The organism is Shewanella sp. NFH-SH190041 (assembly GCF_024363255.1).
Lineage (GTDB): Bacteria > Pseudomonadota > Gammaproteobacteria > Enterobacterales > Shewanellaceae > Shewanella.
Map to the genome: position 1 here is coordinate 2,571,383 of NZ_AP026070.1, position 16,979 is coordinate 2,588,361.

Annotated in this window: 18 protein-coding genes and 1 pseudogene; 14 read left to right on the top strand and 5 right to left on the bottom strand. The window is 47.6% G+C overall.

Annotated features, from left to right (window positions below):
• Nucleotides 1–251: 251 nt before the first annotated feature.
• Nucleotides 252–1,202, bottom strand: coding sequence for an IS30 family transposase (locus tag NFHSH190041_RS11435; RefSeq protein ID WP_261921717.1), 951 nt, complete (start codon nucleotides 1,200–1,202; stop codon nucleotides 252–254).
• A gap of 674 nt (nucleotides 1,203–1,876) precedes the next feature.
• Here NFHSH190041_RS11435 and gloA point away from each other — a divergent pair.
• The 3 genes from gloA to NFHSH190041_RS11450 all read left to right on the top strand — a co-directional run bounded on the left by gloA (nucleotide 1,877) and on the right by NFHSH190041_RS11450 (nucleotide 3,673).
• Nucleotides 1,877–2,287, top strand: coding sequence for a lactoylglutathione lyase (gloA, locus tag NFHSH190041_RS11440; RefSeq protein ID WP_261921969.1), 411 nt, complete (start codon nucleotides 1,877–1,879; stop codon nucleotides 2,285–2,287).
• Between the two features lie 324 nt (nucleotides 2,288–2,611).
• The gene (locus NFHSH190041_RS11445) at nucleotides 2,612–3,031 is read left to right on the top strand and encodes a secondary thiamine-phosphate synthase enzyme YjbQ (RefSeq protein ID WP_261921970.1); all 420 of its coding nucleotides are present in this window, start codon (nucleotides 2,612–2,614) and stop codon (nucleotides 3,029–3,031) included.
• Nucleotides 3,032–3,442: 411 nt separating this feature from the next.
• On the top strand, nucleotides 3,443–3,673 hold the full coding sequence (locus tag NFHSH190041_RS11450; protein WP_261921971.1) for a hypothetical protein: 231 nt from the start codon (nucleotides 3,443–3,445) through the stop codon (nucleotides 3,671–3,673).
• A gap of 88 nt (nucleotides 3,674–3,761) precedes the next feature.
• Here the strand turns inward: NFHSH190041_RS11450 and NFHSH190041_RS11455 are convergent, their stop codons facing one another.
• From NFHSH190041_RS11455 to NFHSH190041_RS11470, 4 genes and pseudogenes are all read right to left on the bottom strand, one after another.
• Nucleotides 3,762–4,976, bottom strand: coding sequence for an RsmB/NOP family class I SAM-dependent RNA methyltransferase (locus NFHSH190041_RS11455; protein ID WP_261921972.1), 1,215 nt, complete (start codon nucleotides 4,974–4,976; stop codon nucleotides 3,762–3,764).
• Nucleotides 4,942–5,103 (bottom strand): hypothetical protein, encoded by a 162-nt coding sequence (locus tag NFHSH190041_RS11460; protein WP_261921973.1) that lies wholly within the window; start codon nucleotides 5,101–5,103, stop codon nucleotides 4,942–4,944. Before NFHSH190041_RS11460 ends, NFHSH190041_RS11455 begins: the two co-directional genes overlap by 35 nt.
• Before the next feature lie 232 nt (nucleotides 5,104–5,335).
• Nucleotides 5,336–6,496, bottom strand: a complete 1,161-nt coding sequence (locus NFHSH190041_RS11465; protein ID WP_261921974.1) for a cupin domain-containing protein — start codon at nucleotides 6,494–6,496, stop codon at nucleotides 5,336–5,338.
• A 143-nt stretch (nucleotides 6,497–6,639) separates the two neighbouring features.
• Nucleotides 6,640–7,254: pseudogene (locus tag NFHSH190041_RS11470) on the bottom strand (DUF3334 family protein); the annotation flags it as partial.
• A gap of 297 nt (nucleotides 7,255–7,551) precedes the next feature.
• Here NFHSH190041_RS11470 and NFHSH190041_RS11475 point away from each other — a divergent pair.
• From NFHSH190041_RS11475 to NFHSH190041_RS11525, 11 genes are all read left to right on the top strand, one after another.
• Nucleotides 7,552–9,141, top strand: a complete 1,590-nt coding sequence (locus NFHSH190041_RS11475) for a methyl-accepting chemotaxis protein (RefSeq protein WP_261921976.1) — start codon at nucleotides 7,552–7,554, stop codon at nucleotides 9,139–9,141.
• Nucleotides 9,142–9,237: 96 nt separating this feature from the next.
• Complete coding sequence (locus NFHSH190041_RS11480) at nucleotides 9,238–9,636, top strand: ACT domain-containing protein (RefSeq protein WP_261921977.1); 399 nt, start codon at nucleotides 9,238–9,240, stop codon at nucleotides 9,634–9,636.
• Nucleotides 9,637–9,701: 65 nt separating this feature from the next.
• Nucleotides 9,702–9,983, top strand: a complete 282-nt coding sequence (locus NFHSH190041_RS11485) for an HPr family phosphocarrier protein (RefSeq protein WP_410010829.1) — start codon at nucleotides 9,702–9,704, stop codon at nucleotides 9,981–9,983.
• Nucleotides 9,983–11,821: a phosphoenolpyruvate--protein phosphotransferase gene (gene ptsP / locus NFHSH190041_RS11490; RefSeq protein ID WP_261921978.1), complete on the top strand. Its 1,839-nt coding sequence runs from the start codon at nucleotides 9,983–9,985 to the stop codon at nucleotides 11,819–11,821. The genes NFHSH190041_RS11485 and ptsP overlap by 1 nt, the downstream gene beginning before the upstream one ends.
• A 45-nt stretch (nucleotides 11,822–11,866) precedes the next feature.
• Nucleotides 11,867–12,379 (top strand): PTS glucose transporter subunit IIA, encoded by a 513-nt coding sequence (gene crr / locus NFHSH190041_RS11495; protein ID WP_261921979.1) that lies wholly within the window; start codon nucleotides 11,867–11,869, stop codon nucleotides 12,377–12,379.
• 109 nt (nucleotides 12,380–12,488) lie between these two features.
• On the top strand, nucleotides 12,489–12,845 hold the full coding sequence (locus NFHSH190041_RS11500; RefSeq protein WP_261921980.1) for an ArsC family reductase: 357 nt from the start codon (nucleotides 12,489–12,491) through the stop codon (nucleotides 12,843–12,845).
• The gene (gene dapE / locus NFHSH190041_RS11505) at nucleotides 12,818–13,963 is read left to right on the top strand and encodes a succinyl-diaminopimelate desuccinylase (RefSeq protein ID WP_261921981.1); all 1,146 of its coding nucleotides are present in this window, start codon (nucleotides 12,818–12,820) and stop codon (nucleotides 13,961–13,963) included. Before NFHSH190041_RS11500 ends, dapE begins: the two co-directional genes overlap by 28 nt.
• A complete protein-coding gene (locus NFHSH190041_RS11510) occupies nucleotides 13,954–14,637 on the top strand; it encodes a M15 family metallopeptidase (RefSeq protein WP_261921982.1) in 684 nt (227 codons plus the stop codon). The genes dapE and NFHSH190041_RS11510 overlap by 10 nt, the downstream gene beginning before the upstream one ends.
• A gap of 84 nt (nucleotides 14,638–14,721) precedes the next feature.
• Entirely contained in the window at nucleotides 14,722–15,336 is a 615-nt protein-coding gene (gene can / locus NFHSH190041_RS11515) for a carbonate dehydratase (protein ID WP_261921983.1), read from the top strand.
• 464 nt (nucleotides 15,337–15,800) lie between these two features.
• The gene (kdsB, locus tag NFHSH190041_RS11520; protein ID WP_261921984.1) at nucleotides 15,801–16,538 is read left to right on the top strand and encodes a 3-deoxy-manno-octulosonate cytidylyltransferase; all 738 of its coding nucleotides are present in this window, start codon (nucleotides 15,801–15,803) and stop codon (nucleotides 16,536–16,538) included.
• Nucleotides 16,539–16,560: 22 nt separating this feature from the next.
• Nucleotides 16,561–16,830 (top strand): DUF2897 family protein, encoded by a 270-nt coding sequence (locus NFHSH190041_RS11525; protein WP_261921985.1) that lies wholly within the window; start codon nucleotides 16,561–16,563, stop codon nucleotides 16,828–16,830.
• Nucleotides 16,831–16,979 lie beyond the last annotated feature (149 nt).

Here is a 16,979-nt window from a genome sequence, read left to right on the forward strand (position 1 = left end):
TACCTTTATGAAAAATGTGCGACACATCATGCAAACATACAGTTACATGCAAATTTCACTTTTTAATCATATTAGTAACCGTATTTGATACAAAATGAGATTTAGAATGACCTTAGATTATTGGCCAGCTTATAGAAATCGTAGCGATTTAATTGATGATCTATGCTTGAAGAATTAAATTGAACTTAAAAAACCTCCAAATACGAACTTTTTGTCCGCGCATTCAACCCCGAAGTGCACCACTCGCTTCATTAAGCTGCTTTTCGTAATTCATCGAATACTACAGCAGGCTGTTTGAAACCAAGGCACTTTCTCGGACGTGAGTTAAGTGCTCGTTCGATGTCAGCAATTTGCTTATCCGTTACCGTGCGTAAATCAGTTCCCTTGCGGATATACTGCCGCAACAGACCATTGAAATTCTCATTCAACCCACGTTCCCATGATGAGTATGGGTTGGCGAAATAGATATCTACCTTCAGTGCTTGTGCAACCTTTTGATGGTCACAGAACTCGCTGCCATTGTCCGCTGTGATAGTGTGAACGTGACTGCGATACCGCCAAAGCATGCCTATCATGGCTCGGCTCACATCGGCTGCGCTTTTGGCGGGCACTTTACGGATTAGATACAGTTTGCTTTTGCGTTCAACCAAACTGACTATAGCGCCAGTGCCTTGTTTTCCCAACACCGTATCGGCTTCCCAATCACCTAATCGTGCTTTTTCGTCGACAACTGCCGGCCGGTGTTCAATACCTATGCGATTTGGAATGATAACCCGTTTCGCACGACAGCCTTTGCGGTATTTACGATGACCGCGTCTCAGCGCTTTATAGAGCTTTCCGCCACGCTGCTTGTCCTGCTGAACAAAGCCATAAATCCATGCATGACTGACAGGGTAACCGATAAGTTGACCTACGCCCGCGATTTGTTCTGGACTCCACTTTTGCTTCAGTCCGAACTCAACGAAAGTGACGGTCGTTACAGACACTCGATTTTTGGCAGCCTGGCAGCGGCGCTTAACTGTCTTGGCCTGTGCAACTTCAGGCAAATAATGATTGTCACGAATACGGTTACGACGAACCTCTCTACTCACCGTGCTGTGGCTCACTTTTAAGCGTTTGCCGATTGCTCGATAGCTGAAGCCCTCGCGTAGGTAGGCTTCGATCTGGTATCGTTGCCCTTCGATCAACTGCTTGTAACTCATGGTAATGACTTCTATTTGTTTGGCGACGATAGAGTACCACCTACAGGCAGTTGATCTCTTCTTACCGTTTAACCATGAGTGGTGCACTTATTATCTGAATTCAAGAGTAAATCTTGCAGTGACTATTTGTGAACCAAACTTACTCACCTATCCTGAGCAATCTTCAATGAATTATATTGATTATTATACTCATATCCAAAAATGATATTTTCTAGCTTACGCTCTTTTAAACAGCAAAAAACCGCTCTATGAGCGGTTTTTTAATGCCTCAATTGGGCTATTTCCCCGGTTTATCAGCTACATAAAAATTGACACCAAACTCACTGCAGCACTGATAACCTCGGGAAAAATTAAAACATAGACACGAAAAATGCGACAAAAAACAGTGCAATCACAGCAACAGTCCCTATCGCCATTTTGAGTTCAATGTTCATCAGATACTAGGCTCCCTGAAAAATGAATACTGATTACTTCCCTATCCCATCCAGCTCATCCCTGCGTTGAGCAGGGGCAATCACTAAATCAGGGGAATGTAATTGACAATATTATCGCCACAGCACCACCCGAAACCTATGATCATGCTCTCAATTTGTGATGTCAGGCTCGATTTATTTCCCCGCCGGTTATCAATGGCTTTTGATATACTGACGGCCTTATCAAGAAGGAGTTTTGTTATGTCACAACTGTTACACACCATGATCCGAGTCGGCGATCTGAAACGCAGTGTGGATTTTTATACCCAAGTGTTGGGGATGACACTGCTGCGCACCTCTGAAAATGAAGCCTACCAATACACATTGGCCTTTGTGGGTTATGGCGAAGAGTCCTCTGGTCAGGCTGTCATTGAACTGACCTATAACTGGGGCACCCGAGAATATGATTTAGGCACCGGCTTTGGCCATATCGCCATTGGGGTGGATAATATCTATGCCAGCTGTGATGCCATCCGCGCAGCCGGTGGCAATATTACTCGAGAGCCAGGCCCGGTGGCCGGCGGCCGCACTGAAATCGCCTTTGTGACCGATCCTGACGGCTATAAAATTGAGCTTATCCAATTAAGCAGCGCAGAACACGGTCTAGGTTAACCCTGACTATCGCAAGACTTCCCGAGTCCACGTCAGCGCCTGATGACACGCTATCCATAAGACGCTGACTCATCCTAGGAGATAATGGCACTGATTGGCTGTATAGCTAAAGGGGACTTCTTATACTGCGCAGTGAATAGCGTCCTATCCTGACAAATCAGCTTATCAGCAGCCCCATAAGATAAATGCTATCAGACAGACGGCATATTAACTGGGTATCTACTAGCGCTCCAAGTATCATAGGCAGGCATTAAAATCCCAGTAGGCGCTACTGCGGTTTATTGCTAATGGCATTACGCACTATCGTTAACAAGCGAGATAACAATGTGGCAGCAAAAAACCATACAATTACGCCCCCGGCAACGGGGCTTTCACCTGATCACCGCTGAAATACTGCAACAAGTTCCTGAATTATCACAATTTAATGTCGGTTTGATGCATTTACTATTGCAGCACACTTCTGCATCCCTGACCTTAAATGAAAATGCCGATCCCAGCGTACGGGTCGATTTTGAGCGTTATTTCAATACCAGTGTGCCAGAAAATGCCCCTTTTTATACTCATACCTACGAAGGGCGCGATGATATGCCGGCTCATCTAAAAAGCAGCTTACTGGGAGTCAGTTTGACGCTCCCTATCACTGCTGGGCAATTGAATTTAGGGCTATGGCAAGGTATTTACCTGTGCGAGCACCGTAACAGCGGCGGAAGCAGGCAATTAGTGATTACTTTGCAAGGGGAGTAAATGTAGATAGGCGGTATTGGTGGCATCATGCAGTTTAATAACGGTTTATCCCTTAGGCATGCCTGTATGACCCAGTGTCAATGCACATAGCCACCAATCAACATGCTGCGGGTTAATTTGGCCAATATACTTACGGCCCTATAAATACTGATACCTATACAAATAGACAGTTCAAGGCCGCATCTAGATTCAGATTGAGCAGTCATAGCAATATTGCAATGATGCCTATTTATTATCGTAATTTCTTGAAAAGGTGAGCTAATGTGCCGCTACGGCCAATCTACCTATAAAGAACACTTTGCCTGTTTTCATTGCTGTAAAATGTTTCGCCAGCCTAATGTTGCTGATGTAATAAATATTCGCGAACCTGCCATACAACGACAATGTCCTTGCCCACAGTGCGGCAATTTAATGGCTGACTTAGGTAAAGATTTTAAAGCACCGCCCAAGCAACAGATTAAACAATGGCAAAAAATAAAATTGCTCTATGAACAGCAGATCACATTTCATTCCTGCGGTTGTGATGGACCGGGCTATCGCCCCGCAACACTCCAGCAAACCCCTGCCTTTATCACATCACAGCAATCGTTATCTGCAGGAGAGCAACTGTTGCGGCGTATTCAGTCCAGTCGTAAAAGGTGATCTGTGTGGCACATGACAATATCGCCATGTACACAAAAAAGCCCCTCAAGTAACGGAAGGGCTTTTTTAACTAAGCGACTGAGCTATCTTACTCCGCTATCCGCTCAATGCGGGCGAGATAGAAACCATCAAATCCGGAATTTGCTGGAGTAATGGTTTCATCATCCAGCAAGCGGAAGTTAGGATGGGCCGCAAGGAATTTATCCACCTGTGCCCGGTTTTCATCCGGCATAATTGAACAGGTGGCATATACCATCAAACCACCGACTTTCAACATCCGGCTATAGCTATCGATAATGTGCGCCTGCAGCTCATGCAGTACGGTTAGCCGCTCAGGTGTATCACGCCATTTGGTATCTGGATTGCGCTTTAATACCCCAAGGCCAGAGCAAGGCACATCGAGTAACAGGCGGTCTGCGCTAAGCTTTAAACGCTTAATGGTTTTGCTTGATGCAATCAAGCGGGTTTCCACATTGTGAGCGCCCGCCCGGCGAGCTCTGTCTTTTAAATTATCCAGTTTCCAAGACTCGACATCCATCGCTAACAGACGGCCCTTGCCTTGCATTTGTGCAGCCAGATGCAGGGTTTTTCCCCCAGCACCAGCGCAAGCATCAATCACCCGCATACCCGGCTTGGCATCCAATGCAGCAGCCACATGCTGAGAACCGGCATCTTGCTGTTCAAACCAGCCATCTTTAAAGCTCTGAGTACGGAACAAGGCAGAGTCTGACTCAACCTGCAGCGCGGTCTCTACCCCCTCCACTGCAATTGTCTGCACCCCTTCTTTGGCCAATCGCGCCATCAGTGCATCAAGCTGGCACTTAAGTAAATTGGCCCGCAGATAACGATGAGGCATTTGTCGCAGCGCGGCGCGCTCAGCTGGCCATTGCTCGCCTAATTGCGCACTACCTAACTGCTCTAACCAAGCTGGACACCCATCCCACAGGGGCAAATCCGCTTTAGCTTGGGTGATACGCTGTTGCAGCTCAGATTCTTCCAAGACTTCACAATAGCGGAATTTTGGCGCGGTCAAACCGTGAAATCTGTGCCAGACATTCAGCAGAAGCGTCCCTTTACGGTTAACTTCGCTAGGCTCAATGCCCGCCAAGAAACAGTACAGATTCAGCCGGCGCATAATATCCCCGGCAACAGTGGTGATCCGTCCCTGCTCTGCAGGCTGGAGTTTCAAACCGGAAAATGCAATAGAATAAGCCCGATCAAGGGGCTTGTTGTCACACAATACAGAGCACAGAACCTGAATAACCAGGTCAGCCGAAGGTGCAGACAGAGAAGAGTTCAACATAATTGACACCAGGGAATAAAAACTGGGGGATCTTAGGGGCTGTTGTGCCGCTTAGCAAGTCAGGCATAACAATTGCGGCAATAAAATCATTAATGCCGTGAAAAACGACTAAGCGACGTCCTTTCATATAGGAGTTGTTCCACGCTCAACGCAAACATACCTCCTTGATATCAGCCCCAGTTTCTGTTCATCACACAACATGCACGTTATGCACGTTGAAAGCTATCGCGCGAGTAACTAATCAGCGCTCGTTCGTGCTAATTAGCCACTCTAGATCGACAATAGCTGTGTTTGACATCAACAACAAAGCCACCATTTCCACTTGTTTGCGATGTCACCCCATTGACACTAACGGGGCTTTACTCCTCCAGCTCATCAAAATACCACCAGCCGCGAACAATCCAGTCTGTCATCAAATTAATGACTGCATCATATTCCAGCCAAGGGCGCATACAAGCAAAGTCCAGCTGGTATTCATTGCATAGTAGCGGGATTAACCCAGCGCACTCTCCCGGCAGTCGTACCATCTCACCGTTGAGATAAAACAATCCCTGACGATAATTATGCTCAAAATAATGGCATCTTAGCCCGCCCAAACGCTGCAATGGTTGCTGCTGCAGCACATCCAGCCACTCATCAGCTCTGATCTCGGCTAAGTCATCAGCTTCGGCACCATTATCGGCCAGTTGGCATTTGGAATAACTTAACAGGCGACCGGCAAAATCGCTGACAGCATCATCGGTCAGCGCTTGCATCAACTGCTCGCGGATGCGGGCTAAATCATCATTATCAATGCAGCCAGGTGTCATTGTCGGTTGGCGATCAGGATCGGTAATTTGCATGCTGCCAAGCTGATTATCAATCACATAATCAGCAAACGCACTGAGCATATCCTGGGTTGATGGCGTCCGAAATCCCACAGAAAAACTCATGGACTCTTCCAGTGTTACGCCATCGTGAGGGAATAATGGTGGCAAATAAAGAATATCACCGGGCAAGAGCTCTACATCAATAATCGGCTCAAACGGTTCAGTGTGCAGCAAGGCTTCATGGGCAGCAAACTCACGATATTGCCCCTTATCCCCAACCCGCCACCGACGGCGACCGGAGCCCTGACAAATAAACACATCATAGCGATCAATATGTGGTCCGACACTGCCGCCAGGCACAGCATAACTCGCCATAACATCATCAAAACGCCAACGGGGAATAAAATCAAAGCAACGCGCCAGCTGTTCAGCTTCTGGTAACCAATTATTAAGTGCTTGCACCACCAAGGTCCAATTCTGCTCACCCAGATGGTCATAGCTTTCAAATGGCCCAAATGCCGCTTGCCATTGTTCAGCCTCTTGCCAGATAAGCCGGGACTCTACTGACTCTTCCATTGCCAGCCCAGCCAGTTCATCGGCCGAAAGTAAATCGGCAAACCGGTTGAAGCCCTGACGGATCACCACAGGTTTTTTCTGCCAGTATTCAGCCAGAAACTGTGCTGGCGTCAGATTATTGAGATTTAATTGCATGAATAACACCTGTTGCTGATGCGGGTTAGCATCCTAACAGGTTGTTAGCGTGAGAGGTCGTTAAATAGAGGAAATATAGTGATCTTTGTCACATACAGATGGCAATGCGCAGCTTGCACTGCGCACTGGTATTGTATTTATCGCCCGTGCTGAGCCAATAACGCATCTGGATCGAAGTCATCTTCAACGTCAGTGAGAATATCGCCGTCAGCAATACGGACAAATTCCGTTTCACTCATAGCAAACTCAATGTAGAAAGTGTGGTTATCTTCCGTCATAAAGGAAACGCGGCTAGCAACCGGCTGCTCAAGGTTGGCGTCAATGGCAATACTGAGTGCTTTATTGATGCTTAGCATCCGCGGCTGACTCTGATTGATTGATGTCTGCAACTCACGGGAGATTTTAACGATAAAGTCACCCAGAATTTGGTTGGTTAATTCCCCCATCACATTGCTGACATCATCAGAGGTATGAGACTGGGACAGCTCTTCTTCCGGCATGCCCATGTTGACCATATATTTACGGTAAATCTCCACCGCAGCAACACCACTAAAATTCAGTATTACCAGACCAGAAAAACCACCATCGAATACGGAAAAACAACCGATTTCCGGTTTCAGTTTCGTTTGGCTGATCCGCTGTACCATACCAGAGTGTCTGATTTGACTGCCGCTAGTATTAGACAGCACCTCAGTAACACTGCGGCACAGTGTCACTAAGATATCATCTGAAGTCACCACATCGCGATTTGTCGTCATGATCCTAACCATTTATTGATTGACAAGATTACTTTCGCTAAAGCTTGAGCCGCAAGTGGGAAAAAATCAAAGATTCATCGTGTTTAATTTGTTCATTCTATCAATATTTTATTCCGTCTTGCTAATTTATGAACAATGCGGACACCATTTAGTCAAACGCATGTATCAAAATTTAACCACAAAGCACACATGTGTTGATAAAACAGGCGAGCACTCAGGTATCACGACCCACCTCAATTAACATTAGTTGCCAAATATGTATCATTGGCAAATCTCCTCGCAGCAACGGACGCCTCCATGGCCCTATTAAGACGTCTAACCATCCTTCAACGCCTTATTCTTATGCTGGTGTTAGCCGCCATCGGTACCCTAATTTTTGCCTCATTTTCCATATGGGAACAAAGAAGTAACCTTATCAAACAACAAAAGCTGCAAACCATCAGCCAAATTGAAACCATGGCTTCAATACTGAATCAATTGGCTGATACCGAGCCGGAACAGGCTCGCACATTAGCCATTAAATTGGTCCAGCATAGTCATTACGGCTCACGGGGAGGATTTATCCTGCTGGATAATAAGGGCAAGGTATTAGCAGACAGCCATAAACAAGGGCTGCAGGGCGCCTCCTTACCGCAATTAGCTGAATCAGATGATCTTACACAATTAGTGCATGACGCTAAGTATCAAGCTGTCGCTCAGCGTAGCTATTTCCATCAGAATATTCTCTACACGGCCGCTTGTGCTTATATTCCTAAATGGCAGTGGAGTGTCATTACTGACAGCAATATCACTGAAATCAATGCCGCCATGCTGGACTTAAGTGAAGATTACTTGATTCTGATGACATTGATTGCAACGCCAATTTTCCTGTTTTTCCTTATGCTAAATGCATCAATTAATCGCCCGCTGAAAGCTGCAATTCAAGCAATGAATAACATTGCCAGCGGTGATGGTGATTTAACCAAGCGGTTAGACACACAAGGACGGGATGAAGTGGCAGCCTTAAGCCACGCATTTAACCAGTTTACCGGTAAAATTGCCCATACAATCCAATTGATGCATCCAATGGGCAGCGCGTTAGAAGATGAAGGCAAACGTCTGTTAACGGCGGTCGGGGAAGCCAATGCCAGTGCCAGTCATGTGCACAAAGAAACCGCCAGTGTAGCAACGGCCATTCACCAAATGCTGACAACCACCCATGAAATGGCGGGAAATACCACCAAAGCAGCCGATGCCGCCTTGGGAGTCAAAGATGGCGCCAGTAGCAGCCAACAGATGATGCAATCAACATTACAGCAAATCCGTGAGTTGGCCGGAGAATTGGATTGTGCTCGAGATGTCACCCTGACTCTGGAACAAGCCAGCAGTAAAATCGGAGATATTCTGGCAGTCATCCGCAGTATTTCTGATCAAACCAACTTGCTGGCGCTGAATGCTGCCATTGAAGCTGCTAGGGCCGGTGAACACGGCCGAGGCTTTGCTGTGGTGGCGGACGAAGTGCGCGCACTCGCTAATCGCACTCAAGCGTCTACCGATGAGATCCAACAAATTATCAGTAGTATTCAACAAGGGGTGGCTGATGTGCTAAGTAGCAACACCACCACACGGGAGCAATCTGAAGCATTGAAAACCAGTGCTAATCAAGTTGCTGACGCAATGGATCATATTTTATCTCTGATAAACCATATCAATGATATGAATACTCAGTTAGCCAGCGCCACCGAAGAGCAGTCTTTAGTGACAGAAGAAATTAATCGTAATATCACCACGATTTCAGAGCTAACCGAAGTTGCGGTAAAAGCAAATGAAAGTAATGCCGCCGCAGCCGATGCCCTACACAATATCAGTGATGATATCCGTCAATCACTGGATCACTTTAAAGTCTGAACGCCCATGCCCGGCTGAGATGCCGGGCTTATCAGTGGGCAATATTGTGTTAAGCTAGAGGATATTTAAATCAGTTTAACCACAGGGAGGCATACGGTGAGAATGACATTGGCGGTACATCCCCAGCTTTATACCATTCACAGTTTCAGCCCGAGCACAGCTATCCCCGCCTCAGTATTCAACCAGCCGATGTTCTTTATTGGCAAAACCCGTGAAGAGTTATCCGTCGTCGTCCCCGACGACCTTTCTCTTGACAGTCTTGAACAAGAAAATGACTGGCGCTGCATGGAAATACTCGGACCGCTGGGGTTCTCAATGACGGGGATTCTGGCACAAATCTCCACCACTTTGGCCGATGCCCATATCAGCATTTTCGCTATTTCCACCTTTGATACCGACTATATCTTGGTCAAAAAAGATAAACTGCAGGATGCAATCACCGCCCTCAGGCAAAAAAATTATCAGGTAATCGAACATCAGCCGGAGTCTAACTGACTCTCAAGCCTCTTCACCCTCGCAGCAGCCAACCAGTGTGCCAGCGATAAATCAGGAACTGCCCCATGACCATTGCCCCTGATGAGTGTATCTGTGAAGCCACGGTAACCATCTCAGCCCGCCACGGATTACATACCCGACCCGCAGCGATTTTTGTCAAAACCGCCCGTAATTTTCAATCTGAGATAGAGTTGTGTAGTGAAGGCAAATGTGCCAATGGCAAAAGCCTCTTTAAAATGTTGACTCTAGGACTCTCCCTCGGCACCCAAGTTACCCTGAGAGCCAAAGGAGACGATGCTCCCCAAGCTATTGCAATATTGAGCCACTTAATGGAGACATTGCAATAATGACTGACGCCCTCTTCCCGCCATCATCGGCTCAAACATTAACCCCCAGCGCAAATATACTGTATGGCTGTGGGATCAGCGGTGGTATCGCCTTTGGCCAAGCTATCTTTCTCCCCTCTATTTCATCAAGCACCTCATCAGCAAGTGCCGCAGCCTCAGACAGTTCATACGCCACACCACATTCACCTGACACTGCCTTGCATGCCACTTCACAGGCAGAAAACCAAAATACCACGCCTGACCAACAGCAAGCATTTACCCAAGCACTGTTACTGCTGACCGATTTATTACGTCAACAATTGGCACAAAGCGATAATGCGACGCACGCGGAATTAATTGAAGCCGAATTGCTCCTACTGGAGGATGAAGAGTTTATCCAAGCAGTTATGCAAAGCATTGCCCAGCTGCATCTCAGCGCAGACAGAGCAATTGAGCGAGTGATCCGCCAACATGCAGATGAATTGGCAGCATTGGGGGATAATTATCTGGCCGCGCGGGCGGAGGATCTCATTAGTCTCGGCGAGCGACTTAAGCGGGTATTACAAGACGGTATCGCCTCTCCTTTCGCTAATCTGCCCAAGGACTGTATTTTACTGGCTGATAGTTTAACCCCAGCAGAGTTTTCAGCGCTGCCACTTGAGAATATCCAAGCTCTGGTGCTGCGCCGGGGAACATTAACCTGCCATACTGCCATTTTGGCTCGTAGTGCCAATCTGCCAGCACTGTTGGGCTGTGACTTCAACCAAGCGAATATCTCCCCCCACACCCCCTTGGTTCTGGATGCCACCGAGCAGTGTCTTTATATCAACCCTGATGCAGTCCTAGCTGACAACTTAAAGCAGAAACAACAACAACTGGCGCACTATCAACAAGCATTAACTCGTTTTTGCGACCAACCATTTGCGACCCAAGATGGCCAGCGCGCACAACTGCTGGGCAATATTGCCTCTGGGGCCGACATTAGCACGTTGCAACAACTGGGTATGGATGGCGTGGGGTTATTACGTACTGAATTAATGCTGCTTAATGCCCCAACCTTGGATGATGAGGAATTACAGTATCGGCTTTATTGTGACTGCCTGCGCCAGCTCAATGGTCAAACATTTACCGTTAGAACCTTAGATATTGGTGCCGATAAAGTACTAGCCTGCTTACCTACAACTGACGAGGTTAATCCCGCGCTGGGCGTTAGGGGGATCAGATACAGCTTGGCCCATCCCGCGACCTTAATACCGCAACTACGCGCTTTGCTTCGGGCTGCTAACCAAGGCCCGCTCCGGCTTATGGTGCCCATGCTCAACCAACCGGAAGAATGGCAGGCCTTTACAGCGTTACTGCAGCAGTGCCGTGATGATTTGACAGAATCAGAGCAAGGATATGGCCCATTGAGTCTGGGGATCGTTATCGAAACCCCAGCCGCCGCGTTAAATTTGGCCGCCATGTTACCGCAACTGGATTTTATCAGTATCGGTACCAATGACTTAACCCAGCACACCATGGCGGCAGATCGCAGCAATACCTCTCTTAGCCAACAATATCCCAGTCTCTGCCCACCTGTGCTCCTACTTATCAAACACTGTATCACGCTCGCCCACCAGCAAGGGATCCCTGTATCACTGTGTGGTGAGCTGGCCAGTAACCCCGTGGCTGTTCCTTTATTATTTGGCATGGGGTTGGATGAGTTTAGTGTCTGTCCCAGTCAAGCACTGGCTGTGAAGGTCGCGCTGGCCAATGTCAGTGCCAAACAGTGCAGCGAAATCGCAGCCAACGCCCTAAAAGCCCGCTATATCAGCGAACTGGAAGCCTGTATTTCAACTATCAATTCCCAAACGGATTGAGTATGCTGTTTGTCACATTTATCTAGGGATAACAGGCAATAATATATGGGATTTTTTAGCCGCATCCGCCGCATGATCTCAGCGCAGCCCCCAGTTGAGGGCAGTATCGCTATTTATGCTCCCATCAGCGGGGAAGTGGTACCGCTAAGCAGCGTACCTGACAGTATTTTTGCAGATAAAGTGGTGGGAGATGGCGTTGCTATCGCTCCCACTGGTGACACCCTGTATGCGCCTATCGCTGGCACGCTTGCCAAAATATTTGACAGTAACCACGCCTTTAGTATCGAAACACCTCAAGGGATTGAACTATTCGTCCATTTTGGTGTGGGCACGGTTGAACTGGGCGGCAAGGGCTTTACCCGCCTGATAGAGCCAGGCTGCCAAGTGAATGTCGGCGATCCTATCATTGGGTTGGATCTTGACTATCTCAGGCAAGAAATTCCCTGCATTCTTACCCCTGTTGTGATCGCCAATATGGAAGATATTGCGACCCTGCAACCATTAAATGGCCATGTCACTGTCGGCAAACAGCCTATTTTTTCCGTCACTATGCAGTAATTCCTCGTGCCATCATAGTGCTGCTAATTCCCCATCCCTGCAGCCTACTTGTCGCACATATCCATACTGCTATCGCAGCTTTACCACAATATTTACAAGGAGATAAAACGTGACGCTATACGGCATTAAAAACTGCGACACCGTTCGAAAAGCCCGTAAATGGCTTGCTGCGCAAGGTGTTGATATTGATTTTCATGACTTTCGAGAACAAGGTCTCACAGCGCAGACACTGCACCAATGGGTGGCACAGGCTGGATGGGAAGCACTGTTAAATAAGCGCTCAACCAGTTTCCGCGCCTTAGCTGAAACAGACAAGAATGACTTGGATGAAGCCAAGGCCATTACCTTAATGCTGGCCAATCCTACCCTGATAAAACGGCCAATACTGATGGATGAACAACATCTCTTAATTGGTTTTAATGCAGCGGAATATCAAACATGGCTCACCCAATCCCAACAGATGTAATCACCTTAGCCAAAGCACTTATTAGTCGGGAGTCTGTTACCCCGGAAGATGCAGGTTGTCAGCAACTCATGGCAGATATCCTCGCCCCATTAGGCTTTAGCATTGAATCTATGGTATTTGAAGATACCACCAATATGTGGGCTCGGCGGGGCAATAGCGGCCCACTATTTTGTTTTGCAGGGCACACTGATGTTGTCCCACCCGGTCCCTTGACTGACTGGCACACTCCGCCATTTGAACCCACAGTTATCGATGGCATGCTATATGGCCGCGGCGCGGCCGATATGAAAGGCTCCCTTGCTGCCATGCTGGTCGCAGTGACCCGATTTGTTCAGCAACATCCACAACATGATGGCTCGATTGCATTTCTGATCACCAGTGATGAAGAGGGTCCCTTTATCAACGGCACAACTCGGGTGATTGATACCCTAGAAGCGCGGCAAGAAAAAATCACTTGGGCCTTAGTGGGAGAACCGTCATCATCGCAACATCTTGGCGATGTGGTAAAAAATGGCCGTCGAGGCAGCTTAACTGGCAACCTAACGGTGAAAGGGATACAGGGCCATGTCGCTTACCCTCATCTGGCGGATAACCCGGTACATAAAGCCGCGCCGGCTCTTGCGGAGCTGGCTGCGACCCGCTGGGACAATGGCAATGCCTTTTTCCCGCCCACCAGCTTTCAAATCGCAAATATCCATGCTGGCACAGGCGCTTCCAATGTGGTTCCCGGCACCCTTGATGTTATGTTCAATTTTCGCTATTCCACCGAGGTCACTGCTGAACAACTTATCAGCCGGGTTAACGAAATACTGGACCGCCATAGGCTGGATTACGATATCAATTGGGTATTCAATGGTCTGCCATTTTTGACCGGAGAAGGCCCCTTGTTAGATGCCGCCCGAGATGCCATTTTTACCGTTACAGGTCAAGTGACATCGCCCCAGACCAGTGGTGGTACATCAGATGGGCGTTTTATCGCGCCGACTGGCGCTCAGGTTATTGAACTGGGGCCTATCAATGCCACCATTCATAAAGTCAATGAGTGTGTCAGTTTGGCCGATCTTGAACTGCTGGCGCAGTGTTATGAAAAAATGCTGGAGCAACTGCTGTGCAAATAACAGAAATAAGCCACCAGTTATATGGACTGGATAACCAGCACCTGATCCAGCGAGGCAACATCGCCTTGACTGCTGAAACTTGGCAAGCATTTGAGCGCATGGCCAGTGCCGCTGCTCAAGCGGGTATCCAACTGGCGATTTGCTCCGGCTATCGCAGTTTCGAGCGGCAATGCAGCATTTGGAATGATAAAGCCGCTGGCAAACGGCCCGTCTATGATGCCCATAATCACCTCGTTGATGCAGCAGATTATACTGACGCAGAATTGGTTGACCTTATCTTAACTTGGTCAGCCCTGCCAGGATGCTCACGCCATCATTGGGGCACAGATTTAGATGTCTTCGATGCCGCCGCCATTAGCAAAACTGAGCTGCAATTAGTCAACAGTGAATATCTTCCCCAAGGGCCCTGCCACAGCTTGTATTTGTGGTTGCTGGAGCACAGTCACAGCTATGGGTTTTATTTTCCGTTTCAAACTGGCCTCAGTGGGGTCAGCGCTGAGCCTTGGCACCTGAGTTACTACCCACAATCTCAACCTTTGTTAACGGCTTTCGATATTGATACGCTGCAACAAATTATCACAAACACCAACTTAGCACTCAAAAGTGCCGTATTATGCCGTCTGCCGCAGCTGGTTGATGAATATGTCCGCAGAGTCGCCCCACCCCCGCAATAAAAAATGCAGGATAGACCACTATTTTTTATTACAGATGTTACACTGCCAATCGACCAAATAAAGTTGCAAGCGTGTGAATAAATTATGAAATTACTGAAGCCATTATTTGAGAATAACCGTCGATGGGCCGCTAGGCTGGTCGAAGAAGATCCACAGTTTTTCCAGCAACTGGCACAGCAGCAAACGCCTGAGTATCTCTGGATTGGTTGCTCCGACAGCCGAGTGCCATCCAACCAAATTATCGATTTAATGCCGGGCGAGGTATTTGTCCACCGTAATATTGCCAATATGGTGATCCACACTGATCTTAACTGCCTATCGGTTATCCAGTACGCTGTTGAAGTGCTGAAGGTCAAACATATTATGGTTGTTGGCCACTATGGTTGTGGCGGCGTAAAAGCCGCGATGAGCGGTGGGAAATATGGCCTCATCGATAACTGGCTTGGCCACCTGCGGGATGTGCATAGAATTTATCGTCATGAGCTTGAATCCCTTGATGAGCAAGAAAAATTCGACCGCATGTGTGAGTTGAATGTGATTGAACAGGTAAATAACGTCGTTAATACCTCTATTTTGCAGGATGCTTGGAATCGAGGACAGGACGTTGCTGTACACGGCTGGTTATACAGTATTGAAAATGGACTGTTAACCGATCTTGATGTCACTATCGACCGGGAAAACGGCCTACAACAGAGTTAAGTTTTTATCACAACAGCTTGAAACTAATAGGCTAACGTTAGATAACGATACGCAGCACTTAGTCATCATCTCACTGCAATGAATAATATTGCTGTGAGTAAGCATGACAGTTTTGTTGGTTTCGAGCTGTTTAACCTAGAAAAACGACTGACATTACCTATGAGATGGAACACAGCCTCTCACCTTGATGTCCTGAGAAATAATCCCAGAGACGCCAACCAGATGGGTTATATGCAGTAATCGCACTGGAATGAGCATTATATCCAGCAGTTTTCCTCTGGCTCAGTGGCAATATAGATAGCATTGGCCTTTCATTGGCACCTGTGATGCAACTATTCCCCCTCCCCTTTATCACCGTATCTGCTCCCAGCCTCTTGCACCTCGCGTGAAACAGGTTTACGCTCTGCCGGACAAGGTTAAGACGCCATGGTGGCGTCTTTTTCATAGCAAAATAAGGTAGATTCATGAAGGTTACCCTGTTAATTCCGGCCCGGTATGGCTCTAGCCGTTTTCCTGGTAAGCCACTGGCACCAATTAACGGCAAGCCAATGATCCAACACGTATTTGAACGTGCATCACTGGCCAAAGGCTTGGACAGCATTTATGTGGCCACTGACGATGAACGTATCCGTCAAGCTGTAGAAGGTTTTGGTGGCAAGGTGGTGATGACCGGCAGTGATGCCGCCTCAGGGACCGACCGGCTAGAAGAAGCGGCTGCTAATTTGGGGCTGCCGGAAGATGAGCTGATTATCAATTTGCAAGGGGATCAGCCACTGATCGATCCTATCTGTATTGAGCAACTGGTTCAGCTATTTAAAAATCATCCCGGCGAATTTGAAATGGCCACGCTCGGGGTAGAGATCCAGCGCGATGATGAACGTGATGATCCTATGCACGTCAAACTGGTGTATGACAACGACAACTACGCCATCTACTTCTCCCGAGCCCGCATTCCCCACGGTCGTGATACCAACGATTACCCATTGCATAAACACTTGGGAATTTATGCCTATACCCGCAGTTTCCTGCGCACCTTTGCCAATCTGCCCGTAGGTCGACTTGAAGCGCTGGAAAAGCTGGAGCAACTTAGAGCGCTGGAAAACGGCTACAAAATTAAAGTGGCTATCGGCGCATTTGATTCTCCAGAAGTGGATACCCCACAAGATATCCGCAAATGTGAGCAATTGCTGGCGGTAGACTGATCGTCAAGGACAGGGATGTATTATGTCTGATTTGGAAGCGATACTGATTATTCTACTGGTGATAGGCGTTGTCGCCAGTAACCTAGCGGTATTGAAACACACAGCCAAATTTAAGTTGCCCCAGTTTGGCCGCCCTAAAACACCTGATAACCAGTCGGATAAACCTGCTTCGCAGCAAACGACTGAGCATCAAGCCCAAGGACATAATGTTCAGAAGGTGGATGGGAATAATAAGGCTGATCTTGACAAGGCAGCGCCCCACACGGATAAAAGCCAAGATAACAGTCAATAACGGTAAAACGGCTAACTGAGCAATTAGCCGTTTTTTGTTTATCCCTAACGTATTTACCTAATTACTGAATTTATCTCAGTTGATAGTCATTTTAACCGCCATGCCACGTGAGTAACTTATCTTCTCTGGCATGTTCAGCCTCCCTGAGT

Bases quoted from the DNA above. Each gene is read 5' to 3' on its own strand.
- NFHSH190041_RS11435 (WP_261921717.1), bottom strand. From the start codon at position 1,202: ATGAGTTACAAGCAGTTGATCGAAGGGCAACGATACCAGATCGAAGCC.
- gloA (WP_261921969.1), top strand. From the start codon at position 1,877: ATGTCACAACTGTTACACACCATGATCCGAGTCGGCGATCTGAAACGC.
- NFHSH190041_RS11445 (WP_261921970.1), top strand. From the start codon at position 2,612: ATGTGGCAGCAAAAAACCATACAATTACGCCCCCGGCAACGGGGCTTT.
- NFHSH190041_RS11450 (WP_261921971.1), top strand. From the start codon at position 3,443: ATGGCTGACTTAGGTAAAGATTTTAAAGCACCGCCCAAGCAACAGATT.
- NFHSH190041_RS11455 (WP_261921972.1), bottom strand. From the start codon at position 4,976: ATGTTGAACTCTTCTCTGTCTGCACCTTCGGCTGACCTGGTTATTCAG.
- NFHSH190041_RS11460 (WP_261921973.1), bottom strand. From the start codon at position 5,103: ATGAAAGGACGTCGCTTAGTCGTTTTTCACGGCATTAATGATTTTATT.
- NFHSH190041_RS11465 (WP_261921974.1), bottom strand. From the start codon at position 6,496: ATGCAATTAAATCTCAATAATCTGACGCCAGCACAGTTTCTGGCTGAA.
- NFHSH190041_RS11475 (WP_261921976.1), top strand. From the start codon at position 7,552: ATGGCCCTATTAAGACGTCTAACCATCCTTCAACGCCTTATTCTTATG.
- NFHSH190041_RS11485 (WP_410010829.1), top strand. From the start codon at position 9,702: ATGACCATTGCCCCTGATGAGTGTATCTGTGAAGCCACGGTAACCATC.
- ptsP (WP_261921978.1), top strand. From the start codon at position 9,983: ATGACTGACGCCCTCTTCCCGCCATCATCGGCTCAAACATTAACCCCC.
- crr (WP_261921979.1), top strand. From the start codon at position 11,867: ATGGGATTTTTTAGCCGCATCCGCCGCATGATCTCAGCGCAGCCCCCA.
- dapE (WP_261921981.1), top strand. From the start codon at position 12,818: ATGGCTCACCCAATCCCAACAGATGTAATCACCTTAGCCAAAGCACTT.
- can (WP_261921983.1), top strand. From the start codon at position 14,722: ATGAAATTACTGAAGCCATTATTTGAGAATAACCGTCGATGGGCCGCT.
- kdsB (WP_261921984.1), top strand. From the start codon at position 15,801: ATGAAGGTTACCCTGTTAATTCCGGCCCGGTATGGCTCTAGCCGTTTT.
- NFHSH190041_RS11525 (WP_261921985.1), top strand. From the start codon at position 16,561: ATGTCTGATTTGGAAGCGATACTGATTATTCTACTGGTGATAGGCGTT.